The sequence below is a fragment of the Geobacillus sp. WSUCF1 genome (assembly GCF_000422025.1).
Lineage (GTDB): Bacteria > Bacillota > Bacilli > Bacillales > Anoxybacillaceae > Geobacillus > Geobacillus zalihae.
The window spans coordinates 1-12,532 of sequence record NZ_ATCO01000158.1 but is presented as its reverse complement, the minus strand read 5'-3'; the positions used below and the strand labels follow the sequence as shown (position 1 = coordinate 12,532).

Sequence of the window (12,532 nt, the reverse complement as noted above, 5' to 3'; positions counted from 1 at the left end):
AGGATCAAACTCTCCAAAAGAAAGTTGATTGGCTTTTGCTTCGGCCCATGCGGACCTCCGCTTTTCGTCGCGCTTCGTTTCGTTCAGTTTTCAAGGAACGACAGTTACTATTATAAACAATCTTTCAAAAATGTCAACTACTGATTCTCTTCTAATTATTACCGCGTTCATTTCGTCGCGGCAATTATTCATTATACGCAGTGTTAACTATTTGTCAATAGTTTTTTTATTTCATGATTGTTCGATCGTTGCACTCCGACATTCCGTCGAAGCGCGATTTTTATTTTATACACTATCTCACCTTATGTCAACTACTTTTTTAGGTTGAACGCTCTCCCACCTACGCTAACGCTTAGAGGTGGGAGATTTTTGGGAACACCCGCCCCACGGCAGGCTGTCAACCAATCCATCCTCGTGCGTCCCACGGTTCGACTGCCTTACAACGACAGCAAACGAAACCAGCCCCCACTATCTACATTCGACTTGGCCTCCCGAATCGCTTCGACTGCTGTATGATATAATTTCTTAAAAAGAATATGTTGCAAGGAGCAGACCTCGAGGATCGCTATGTATATTTTTTAAGGAGGGAAGCAGCCGTGACCTATCCATTTTCTGCACTGCTTGACGCTACCGCCGCCTTTGGCCGAACCGATCGCTGACGACCGGACCGCTTGATGAACAAGAAAGCCAAACTCTTTTGTATGAAACGATAAGGCAAGAGCTGCGCGATGAATGGACGCATCCGCGCGTGCGGCAATCGTCCGAAGTGAAGTTTTATTACGCCGTTAAGCGGGTGGCCGCTTCTGACTTGCCGGATGGCATGAAAGTAGCACTCATTCAAGCGTATTTGACGGTGATGGAACAATTGCAAGCCAATCATACATAAAACAGACGAATTCGGTTCACACTACTGAGCGAACAAACATTTCTTGTTAAGGAGGATGGCAGTTATGGCGTTAATTCCGTATGACCCGTTCCGGCACTTGGAATCGATTCGCCGGGATATGAACCGCTTTTTTGCTAGTGATTTTCCATCGCTGTTCACTCATATGGATGAGCAGCACTGGATGCCGCGCATCGACATGCATGAAACGGCCAACGAATACGTCGTTTCGTGCGATTTACCGGGGCTGGAGCGGAAAGAGGATGTGCACATTGACGTGCAGAACAACATGTTGACCATCAGCGGCACGATTCAACGCCACCACGATGTAAGAGAAGAACATATGCACCGGCGCGAACGCTTCTTTGGTCGCTTCCAGCGTTCGATCACCCTGCCGGCGGATGCGGCGACGGAAAACATTCGCGCGACGTACAAAAACGGTGTGCTTGACATTCATATCCCGAAAACAACGACAGGAACGAAAAAACGCGTTGATATCGAGTTCCATTAATGCGGAAGGGAGCGGCTTATCGACCGCTCCCCTTTTCGTTGCCCTCGCTGCTTGAGCGGATGACGAGCTCTGTCGGCACGACGACCTTTTTGCAAATCGCTCGTTTCGTCGTCAACCGTTCGATGAGCAGCTCAACCGCTGTTTCACCCATAAATTCTGTGTATACTTTCACCGTCGAAAGCGGCGGGTGAAGAAATGCTGCCGTCGGAATATCATTGAATCCGACAATCGCCGCCTCTTCCGGAACAGCGATCCCGGCTTCATGCAGCGCACGCAGGGCGCCGATCGCCATCGAGTCGCTGGCAATGAAAAACGCCGTCGGCAAGTCGCCGCCTGAAACAGCCTCTTTCATCAGCCGATAGCCATCTTCAGCCGTGAAGGCACCGATCCATACATAGCGGGAATCATACAGCCCTTTGACATACAAATATTCGTAAAACGCCGCTTCGCGCTCATCGCGGATCGGCGTTTCCTCGTCGACATATTCACGGCCGCCGATATAGCCAATTTTCGTATGCCCCAACCGAAGCAAATAATCAAGCACCGTCACAGTCGCTTGACGCAAGTCGATGACGACTGAATCAAACCGATGCTCATCAGGCGAACAGTCGACAAACACAATTTGTTTGGCCCCGGCGGCAAAAACCTCGACTTCCTTCGGCCCGAATTTTCCGACGGCGATGATGCCGTCGAGCGCCTCCATCCGTTCAATCGGATAGGCGCCGTTTTGTTTAAACAATTTGACGAGTTCGATGCCGCGGTCAAAACACTCTTTTTCCACTCCGAGGCGAATCGCCATATAATACGGGTCATCGATTTCCTGGCGCTCCGAATACCAGTGAATGAGCCCGAAGCGAAACGATTCGCGCGCTTGCTGGCTTCGCTCCCGCAATGTTTTGTAGTTCAGCTCTTGGGCGACTTCAAAAATGCGCCTTCTCGTTTCATCGGAAACGGACAGCGTTGCATCGTAATTAAGCACGCGCGACACCGTCGCGACCGAAACGCCGACTTTTTCCGCGATTTCTTTTAACGTAGCCATCGTCTGTTTGCGATCCCTTCCTTATGTTTCATATGAAACGCGTTTTTTCGCCGCATTTAAACAAGAGACGACATGCGCTCCACAGCGTGCTGTATAAAGCGGCGAAACGCGTCCTTCCCTCGCTTGTCCCGCTTAAACACCCCGGCATGTTCCAACACGGTCACAAACCGTTGTCCGACTTCGTGCCGCAAAATGTCATGGACGTTGTCCTTCGTGATGTCCGGATAGGCCGAGTGAATGGCTTCGCACCAATCCCAATGTTTATGCATCGACTCGTCCCAGTCTTCTTTTTTTGTCCGATGCACGAGATAATCGGCCAGCGTCTCCAGTTCCACGGCAAGCCGTGCCGGCAGCACCGCCAGCCCCATCACTTCGATCAAGCCGATATTTTCTTTTTTAATATGATGCAATTCTTCATGCGGATGGAAAATGCCGTACGGATGTTCCGCTGATGTCCGATTGTTGCGCAAAACGATGTCCAACTCAAACAAATCGCCGCGCCGCCGGGCGATCGGGGTGATCGTGTTGTGCGGAACATCGCCGCTGTAGGCCATAATCTCGACGCTTGGGTCGCTGTACGTCCGCCATGTTTCATACAAAAAGGCAGCCGCATCCAACACGTCCTCTTTTGGTCCAGTCAAACGGATGACGGACATCGGCCAGCGCACAATGCCGGCTGTGACCGACGGAAACGATGGCAGCGGGATACACTCTTCGATCTCCGCCTTTTCCATCGCAAACGGATAACGCCCTCCTTGGAAATGGTCATGCACTAAAATCGAGCCGCCGACAATCGGCAAGTCGGCGTTCGAGCCAATGAAATAGTGCGGGAACTTTTCGACGAAATCGAGCAAGCGCTCAAGCGTCTTCCGCTCCATTTTCATCGGCACATGTTCGGCGGAAAAGACGATGCAATGTTCATGATAGTACACGTAGGGAGAATATTGGAAATACCACTGTTCATCCAATAACGTGATCGGGATGACACGGTGATTGGAACGGGCGGGATGACGCCACGTTCCTTCATACCCTTCGTTTTCTTTGCATAATACACATTTTGGATACGAGGATGACGGCATCTCTTTTAATTTGGCGATTTCCTTCGGGTCTTTTTCCGGCTTCGCCAAGTTAATGGTGATATCCAATTCTCCATAGATGGTTGACACTTTCCAGTGCTGATTGTTGGCGATGCGCGCCGTTTGAATGTAATTGGACGCTTGGCTCAACGAATAAAACCAGTCCGTCGCCTCCTGCGGGCTGCGGCGGTACCGCTCGTAAAAGGCGCGGATCACTTCCGACGGCCGCGGCATGACGCAGTCCATCAGTCTCGCATCCCATATATCGCGCTCGGTCGTGGTATTCGTTTCCAACAATCCTTGTTCATACGCCCAATCAATCATAGCGTCCAATACCGGGGCCGGCGAGGCCAAGGGAACGTCCTTGACCTCGGCCGGCTGCCATTCCGTGAGTCGGAGCGTTGCCAGCAGGCGGTTGCGCGCGTACACCACATCTTCCGGCGCTAAAAGGCCGCGTTGCTCGGCATAACGGATCAGTTGTTCAATCGCCGTCCAAATTCGTTCCATCGCTCACACACCCCGATAGCCGTTTGGCCGCGCTTTGTGCCACTCCCACGCCGAGGCGACGATATCCGTAATGGACAAGTATTTCGGCTCCCAGCCGAGCTCGCGCTTTGCTTTTTCCGATGAAGCGACAAGCCGCGCCGGGTCGCCCGGCCGCCGCGCCACGACGCGGGCAGGGATCGGGTGTCCGGTCACTTGCCGCGCCGCTTCGATCACTTCTTTGACGCTGAAGCCGTTGCCGTTGCCTAAATTGTATACATCGCTGTCTGCCCCGCTCCGTAATTTCTCGAGCGCCAGCCAATGGGCATCGACGAGATCAAGCACATGAATGTAGTCGCGGATGCACGTGCCGTCGGGCGTGTCGTAGTCATCGCCGAAAATGTAGATTTCCTCGCGCTGGCCAAGCGGCACTTTTAAAATCAATGGAATCAGATGCGTCTCCGGGTTGTGGTCCTCACCGATTGTCGTGCCGTACGCCCCGGCGACATTAAAGTAGCGGAGCGAAATCGAGCGGATGCCATAGGCGCGGTCCGCCCATTTCATCATTTTTTCCATCGCCAGCTTCGTTTCTCCATACGCGTTCGTCGGTTCCGTCGGGTCGGTTTCGACGATCGGGATTTGTTTCGGCTCCCCATACACCGCGGCAGTTGAAGAAAAGACGATTTGCTTGACGCCAAATTCCTTCATCACTTCAAGCAACACTTGTGTGCCGTACACATTGTTGTCGTAATATTTCAGCGGCTCTTCCATGCTTTCGCCGACCAATGAGTTCGCCGCAAAATGAATGACCGCCTCAATGTCGTGCTGGCGAAACACCTCGCGCAAAAAATCGCGGTCGCGAATATCGCCTTGGCAAAACACCGCATCAGGGTGAACCGCCTCCCGGTGCCCCGTCTGCAAGTTATCCACCACGACCACGCGCTCCCCTTTTTCAAGCAGACGGTACACCGCATGGCTGCCGATATACCCTGCCCCTCCGCAAACCAAAATCATCGGCTCATCTCCTCCAGTCCCGTGAGTTCTCTCGCCCCGTCACCAACTTCAACGACATAAAAGCTTGCTTCATAACCGATTTTTTCGGCATACGCGTTTCCGACCCGTTCAATGAAATCTTGAACGCATGCCTTTTTCACAATGTTCACCGTGCAGCCGCCGAATCCTGCCCCAGTCATGCGCGCCCCGACCGTTCCTTCGTGCGACCATGCCGCTTCAACGAGCGTGTCGAGTTCAACGCCTGTCACTTCGTAATCATTGCGCAGCGACAAATGTGACTGTTTCATCAACTCGCCAAAGCGGACGAGATCCCCGCGCTCAAGCGCCCGGGCGGCTTCAAGCGTCCGCTCGTTTTCCGTCACCGCATGGCGGGCCCGTTTTTGTTCAAGCGGGGAAAGAAGATGTGCATAACGGGCCAGTTCCGCGCTTGTCAGCTCGCCGAGCGAGGCGATGTTCCGCACGCTTTGCAGCTTCGCAAGAGCCGCCTCGCACGTCGCCCGCCGCTCGTTGTACGCCGAGTTCGCCAGGCCGCGCTTTTTGTTTGTGTTCGCGATGACAATCGAACAATCGTTGAGCACGAGCGGCAAATAGCGGTACTCGAGCGTCTGGCAGTTTAACAGGATGGCGCAATCTTGTTTCCCCATGCCGACGGCGAACTGATCCATAATGCCGCAATTGACGCCAACGTATTTATTTTCTACGGTTTGGCTCATTTTCACAAGTTCTAGTTGGTCAAGCCCGCGCCTGAACAGTTCGTTGAGCATGACCGCGGTCACGAGCTCAATCGACGCGGATGACGACAGTCCTGCGCCGTTCGGGATCGTTCCATAATACAAAATGTCCAATCCGGTCTCAAGCGGACGTAACGCTTGAAACGCAGCCAAGATCCTTTCGGGTAATTCGCCCAGCCGTGCTCGCTCCGGTATGACAAGTCATCGTAAGAGACCGTGATCACTCCCGTTTCCGGGAAGTTTTGGGAGTAAAGGCGGACAAACGGCTCATCCGTTTGCCGGACAAGCGCATACGTGCCGATCTCGAGCGCGCACGGCAGCACATGCCCGCCGTTGTAATCCGTATGCTCACCGATCAAATTGACGCGGCCGGGGGCGAAGAAGATACGAACTCGTTCTTCACCCCCACCAAATACATTTTTAAAGGTTTCTGTCAAACCGAAACTAACAGCCATGATTACGCCTCCTAAACAATCAATCGCTAGTATATATTTTAGTATAAATTTTACTAAAAAACAATAAAAAAGAATTTTTATTAGGTTGCTTATTTGACATGTAACTTAAAATTACGGTCTTATGCCTTTCTTTCTTTAATCAACGTCTTATCCCTTCATCCTTTAAAAAAGTAAAATTACCTCATATTTTATTTCCTAACCTTAACTCAAAAACAACTCGCGGTATTGTCCAAATCTTAGTATTCGGCTAATCCAAAGCAACAAATAAATACGATAAAATATACCGGGTATCACTTTCAAATTCGATAATTGAATCGCCTCCAATTTCTCTTGTGCCATATTGGCCAATCAGAACAGAAAACATAGCTTCAACCACTTTCCATTTTTGTTTGATCCATCTAGTAAGTATATCATGTGATGGCATTTTTATTTTTCGAGATAAATAAAAACGCTAAGATGAGAAGTTTACATCATGATGCTGTTGTCGCTAAACTTTATGAATCATAAACTCAAATTCCATGTCTTGATCTGCCTTTATGACGTATTCATCGTGAACTGGGGCGCCCCAGCTGTCGTCTCCGCCAACTCCCATTTGTCGACCTGCTACCGTGACAACCGTATAATGAATATTGGGCAGCTCGTAATGATGATTGGCATGTTCAAGTTCAAAAGCTGTGTATGGCGAAAAGTTGCATTCCAACGGTTCAGTTATAGAAGAAATTTTTATTCCCTGTCCATTGTTGTTCGTTAAGCTTACTTCACGAACACCTGTTCTGTTTCCTGATTCCTGCGGTTTGAGATAGCGCGATACATTGTCAGATACTTGATTTCTAAAAATTCCAAGTCTTGCCCCCTTTGAGCGATCGACATAGTTTTCTTCGGGCCCCATTGCATACCACTCGAGTTGATTATAGTCGGCTGGAACCTTGAATGATACCGCAAAAATCGGCATTGACGGAAGATTCTCGACTCCATGATAGACCGCCTTCACGCGAATGCTGCCATCAGCATAAACGGTATAACCAATTTTCACTTCCAATTCGGGGTTAATGGAAAATTTGTAGGTAAAGGTGACATTTACTTGGGCCGCTTCCTCTTTCACATCGATTTTTACACATTTACGCGCCAAACTCGCCGCATACCAAAGCCCCGAATAGAAGTCTTGCAAAAAACCTCGGTCATTATCAGTCGTGGCCCTCCAAAACAATGGTGCAGGAGGGACCGCAATCATCTCCTTGCCTGCGTAATTCATTGAAACTAGGCTTCCTGCCTGTTTGGAAAACATGATCGTAAAATCTTTGCCGTGCACCCCAATGTTGACATCACCATGGATAACTTTTAACTTTCCGCTAGGAACAACGAATTCCTTGGAACCAATCTGGAATACAAACTGGCCGAATGCCACCTCATAACCAGCATCAGCCCAAAGTGTTTTTTCTTTCAATTTAAATGATGCATGAATGCAATATTCACCTGCATCTGCCATCATCCCAAGGGGCCAGTCGAACTCGACTCTTTTCTCTTCCTGCGGTGCTACCGATACATTCAGCTTGCTTCGATACAACTCTCTCCCTTCAAGGAATAGGACGTATTCTAAATCATATTCACTTGTGTCAGTGAAAAGACTTTCATTTCTAATATTGACACCGTATTGATCCGGTGAAAGCTTAAAGTTTTGATAAAGATATTTTACTTCCTGCATCTTCGGTGACAACTCCCGGTTGGCATAGACAATTCCGTTCGTGCAGAAACCGTAATCGGTTGGACGGTCGCCAAAGTCCCCTCCATATGCCAAAAATTCTTTTCCATAACGATCTTTTTTCACAAGGGCTTGATCAATGAAATCCCAAATAAAACCACCTTGATACATCGGATACTTTTGTTCCAAATCCGTATATTTGTACATCCCGCCGAGCGAGTTCCCCATTGCATGCATATATTCGCAGCTGATATACGGTTTATCCGGATTTTCTGTTAAATACTTTTCAATTTCATGAGGCTTTGCGTACATACGACTTTCTATGTCGCTTATATCATTGTACTCGCGGGCATGGAATACTCCTTCATAATGGACAAGACGGCTCGGATCGACTGACCGAAAATAGTTGGCGACGTTTAACAGAACTTCCCCAGCATACGATTCATTTCCACATGACCAAATCAGGATGGAAGGATGGTTCTTATCCCTTTCAAACATTGAAATCGCCCGGTCCATAACAATGTCTTGCCATTCTCGATTGTTCCCCGGAACATTCCATGTGGGGTCGACACGGCCCATTTTTTGCCACGTTCCGTGCGTTTCCAAATTCATTTCATCAATGACATAGATGCCGTATTCATCACATAGTTCATACCAATAGCTTTGGTTCGGATAGTGTGACGTACGGACTGCGTTAATGTTATGACGCTTCAACGTTTTAATATCCCATATCATATCTTCCTTTGTGATCGCCCGGCCTCTTCGGCAATGAAATTCATGTCGGTTAACGCCTTTAAATACAATCCGTTTTCCGTTAAGGTGCATAACTTTATTGATGATCTCGAATCTTCGAAAACCGACCTTCTGTGGAACAACCTCTACCAATTGGCCAAACTCGTTAAAAATCTGAATATATAGCTTATACAAATACGGTTTCTCCGCGCTCCATAATTCCGGTTCATCGACCGCAATGGAAAATGTCCCCTTTTCGCCATGAAGCTCTCCGTCTTTTTTGGCGACAAGGTCGCCTTTCGCATCATACAGTTCAGCGATAAACCTAGAGCCGGCAGGTACCGGAGACAAAAAGGTAAGGTCCGCCGTTAACATGCCTCTCGTATAGGACGAATCCAATTCGGCGCGAACATGTAAATCATAGACATGAATATCTGGCACTGTATAAAGGTATACATCGCGAAAGATTCCAGAAAAACGCCAGAAATCCTGATCCTCAAGCCAACTTCCGGTGCTGTACTGGTAAACCTCAACCGCGAGCTTATTCTCTCCATCCTTTATAAAAGGTGTAAGTTCAAATTCTGCCGGCGTGAAAGAGTCCTCACTATACCCGACAAACTGCCCGTTCAACCAAACATAAAACGCCGACTCCACTCCTTGAAAAGAAATATACACCGGTTTACCTTTCATACGTTCAGGAAGATTAAAAATTTTTATATAGCTTCCTACTGGATTATAATCCATAGGAACTTCTGGAGGACGAACATCGCAATGACCGTCCCACGGATACATCGTATTTACATACTGGGGAGTTCCATAGCCTTGCAACTGAATATGCCCTGGTACGGAAATATCTCCCCAGTTTGAGCAGTCAAAATCAAGTTGATAAAATTTCGCGGGGCGGCTAGCCGGATTGACCGCATAGTGAAACTTCCAATTTCCATTCAACTCATAGCGCATCGACATGGAAACTCCACTTTTTGCTTCTTCCAACGTCTCATAATAAATATGGTCCGAATGGGCAGGCAGGCGATTAACACCGGACACACGAGGATCCGAAAGCCATTCTAATGTGGGGGTTGTTAATGTTTTTTTCATTATTTCCACACTCCTTACTCATCATTTTACTGAACCGAGCATCCCGGCAACGAAGTGCTTTTGCATGAAAAAGAAGATCAGCGCCGTCGGCAAGGTAGCGATCACAATAGCGGTCATGATCATTCCAAAGTCCGGAGAATAACTCGATCCAAGATTTGATATAAGCAATGGCACCGTCTGGTTCTCCGGGGACTGTAATATGACAAGTGGCCATAAATAGCTGTTCCAGCTCGACATAAATGTAATAATCGCCGCGGCCGCATAGGTTGTTTTCATCGTAGGGACATAAAGCCTGAAGAAGATCCCCCATTCAGACAATCCATCAATTCGGCCCGCTTCAATAATTTCCTTCGGGAACATTTTCGTGCTTTGGCGGAAGAAAAAAATCAGAAATGCCGTTGTGACTGTCGGCAAAATAACGGCCGTCATTGTATCAATACCGATGCTTGGAAATATTTGTGATATTGTCCCAAACATTCTAAACAACGGGACCATTAAAGCAGCAAAAGGTATCATCATTGAAAGCAACAAGAAATTGAATACAAAATCTTTTGTTTTGCTTTTAAAAATTTCAAATCCGTAACCAGCCAAAGAGGAGACCAACATTGCGAGTAAAGTTGTTATAATCGCGATTTTCGCTGAATTCATTAATGCATTGACTAGATTAGTGCTATCAAGCAGGTTGCGGAAGTTTTCCATAAAATGACTACCTGGCAATAACCGTCCTTTCGTCACTTCTACTGATTTATTCGTCGCACTAACAACCATCCACAAAAATGGAAACACGGAAACAATAGATGCAATGGTTAAAACAGTATAGTTGAATACGTTTTTGAGATTACTCATTTTTATCACCTGCCACTTTAAACTGAATAATAGAAAAAAATACAATCATAACCACAATCGCATACGAAACCGTTGCTGCATAACCGAAATCAGGGGTATATTTAAATGAAAGATTGTAGATATATTGAGAAATCGTCATCGTTGCATTTCCCGGCCCCCCTTGCGTAATGTTCATTACTTCATCGAACAGCTGGAGCGTACCGATTGTTGAAGTGATTGATGTAAACAAAATCATGGGCTTTAACAATGGAATCGTAATTTTAAAAAACTGCTGAACTGGCGAAGCACCATCAATTTTAGCCGCTTCATAAATCGAGTGATCGATATTTTGTAGGGCAGATAAGTAAAAAATCATATTATAGCCTGTCCATCTCCACGTAAGAGCAATAATAATGGTCACTTTAGCCCAAAAAGGATCAGCTAGCCAGTTGATTGGTTCAGATATAAGAGAGAATTTCATCAACATAACGTTGATCAAGCCATCTTGACTAAACAAATATTTAAATATGACAGAATACGCAACTAGGGAAGTGACACATGGTAAAAAAATTGCTGTTCGAAACAATCCTCTCAGCTTTAATTTCGGATTATTCAATAATACGGCTAAAAATAAGGCGAGAATAATCATAATCGGAACTTGAATAATAAGATATATCACTGTATTTTTTACGGTTGTCAAAAAGGTAGGATCACTAAATAAACGAGCATAATTTTTCAATCCGACAAAGGTTAGATTCGTACCCGAACCCGATTGTAACGAAAGAATTAAGGCTTGAGCCATTGGATAAAAATAAAATGTGCAAATCATAATAGTAGCTAGTATCACAAAAGACCATCCAATTATTGTGTTTTTTATGCGGTGTTTCTGATTAATGTTTCGATCCGTTTTTATTATCAAATCTAGATTCACTTTTGTCGGGGAAATCACTCTATATCAACTCCTTAACATGTTGATAAATAGAAAGCAACATCCGTGAGAGGGTCTTGCTCTTTATTCAAGCATGAAAATGACCGATCAAGCGTCGAGGAGCGGGCATCTTCATAGAAGAGCCCCGAACCACTCCGCCCGTTACACAGAATGCTTCTACTATGACAACCAGGAAAGCCAGCGGACTCTCGGGGCTTAATTTTTTATGTTTCCCTTAACATAATAGGCGTGCTATATTTATTTAACTTGTTGTTCTGCCTGTTTTTGTGCATCTTCCAACACTTTATCAAGATCTTTGCCTTTTAAGTAATCTTGCAACGCAGCTGCTAAAATATCTTCGATCACATACGTATGTGCACCGTAGTTTACTTGAGGAATTTCTGTCATCCATTTGGAGAAATCAGCTGTTACTTTTTGGCCTCCAAAAAACTCATCTGCAGCCTTATAGGCCTCACTATTAGCAGCTGGTTTGTATGTGCCAATTGCACCAATCTCTTTGTTTAGTGCTTCATAAAACTCAACATTTGATCCAAACGTTTTAGCTAGAAATTCTGCCGCCTTTTCTTTTCCAGGAATGTTAAGTACATACCAAGAACTTCCACCTAGGTTCGTAGCATTAACAGAGTTAGGAATGCCCGATTGTTTTGGAAAAGGCACAACAGCCCACTTACCGGCTTGAGAAGCTTCGGCTTTAACAGAAGCCGTAATCCAGTTTCCCGTTGGAATCGATGCAACTGCTCCACTATTAAAAGAGGCAACAAATTGACTCCAGTCGGAAATAGGTTTCGATATCCCTGCGTTTACAATCTCTTTGTAAGTTCTAAATGCTTCCTTCAGCGGCTCATTGTCTGCCAAATTCGGGGTTACACCATCTTCTTTCACATACCATGAACCACTAGTTTGAATCATCTCACGAATAATCCCCAGATTTTTAGGATCGAGTGCAAGCATATATTTACCCGTTGCTTGTTTTACCTTTTTCCCAATTTCAATATATTTGTTCCAGTCCAATCCTTGTAACTCACATTTCGCACCCT

General features: G+C 46.7%; 8 protein-coding genes and 2 pseudogenes. 2 read left to right on the top strand and 8 right to left on the bottom strand.

From position 1 onward, the window contains the following. Nucleotides 1-596: 596 nt before the first annotated feature. Together I656_RS0116565 and I656_RS02470 are read left to right on the top strand one after the other, a co-directional pair. Nucleotides 597-886: pseudogene (locus tag I656_RS0116565) on the top strand (hypothetical protein). 64 nt (nucleotides 887-950) lie between these two features. Further along, complete coding sequence (locus tag I656_RS02470; RefSeq protein ID WP_033006456.1) at nucleotides 951-1,394, top strand: Hsp20/alpha crystallin family protein; 444 nt, start codon at nucleotides 951-953, stop codon at nucleotides 1,392-1,394. A 16-nt stretch (nucleotides 1,395-1,410) separates the two neighbouring features. Here I656_RS02470 and I656_RS02475 read toward each other — a convergent pair whose 3' ends face one another. The 8 genes and pseudogenes from I656_RS02475 to I656_RS0116555 form a co-directional block, all read right to left on the bottom strand. Beyond that, nucleotides 1,411-2,433, bottom strand: a complete 1,023-nt coding sequence (locus tag I656_RS02475) for a LacI family DNA-binding transcriptional regulator (RefSeq protein ID WP_020756380.1) — start codon at nucleotides 2,431-2,433, stop codon at nucleotides 1,411-1,413. A 56-nt stretch (nucleotides 2,434-2,489) separates the two neighbouring features. Then, nucleotides 2,490-4,016 (bottom strand): UDP-glucose--hexose-1-phosphate uridylyltransferase, encoded by a 1,527-nt coding sequence (gene galT, locus I656_RS02480; RefSeq protein ID WP_020756379.1) that lies wholly within the window; start codon nucleotides 4,014-4,016, stop codon nucleotides 2,490-2,492. 3 nt (nucleotides 4,017-4,019) lie between these two features. Then, complete coding sequence (gene galE, locus I656_RS02485; protein WP_020756378.1) at nucleotides 4,020-5,006, bottom strand: UDP-glucose 4-epimerase GalE; 987 nt, start codon at nucleotides 5,004-5,006, stop codon at nucleotides 4,020-4,022. Beyond that, nucleotides 5,003-6,192, bottom strand: a pseudogene (locus I656_RS0116560) (galactokinase). Before I656_RS0116560 ends, galE begins: the two are co-directional and overlap by 4 nt. Nucleotides 6,193-6,679: 487 nt before the next feature. Then, nucleotides 6,680-9,721 carry a glycoside hydrolase family 2 TIM barrel-domain containing protein gene (locus I656_RS02490; RefSeq protein WP_033006452.1) on the bottom strand — a complete coding sequence of 1,014 codons (3,042 nt, stop codon included), beginning with the start codon at nucleotides 9,719-9,721 and terminating at the stop codon, nucleotides 6,680-6,682. A 21-nt stretch (nucleotides 9,722-9,742) separates the two neighbouring features. After that, a complete protein-coding gene (locus I656_RS02495; RefSeq protein ID WP_025949019.1) occupies nucleotides 9,743-10,567 on the bottom strand; it encodes a carbohydrate ABC transporter permease in 825 nt (274 codons plus the stop codon). Next, the gene (locus I656_RS02500; RefSeq protein WP_020756373.1) at nucleotides 10,560-11,495 is read right to left on the bottom strand and encodes a carbohydrate ABC transporter permease; all 936 of its coding nucleotides are present in this window, start codon (nucleotides 11,493-11,495) and stop codon (nucleotides 10,560-10,562) included. Before I656_RS02500 ends, I656_RS02495 begins: the two co-directional genes overlap by 8 nt. Before the next feature lie 237 nt (nucleotides 11,496-11,732). After that, the coding region (locus I656_RS0116555; protein WP_033006451.1) for an extracellular solute-binding protein at nucleotides 11,733-12,532 on the bottom strand (800 nt) is incomplete at its 5' end.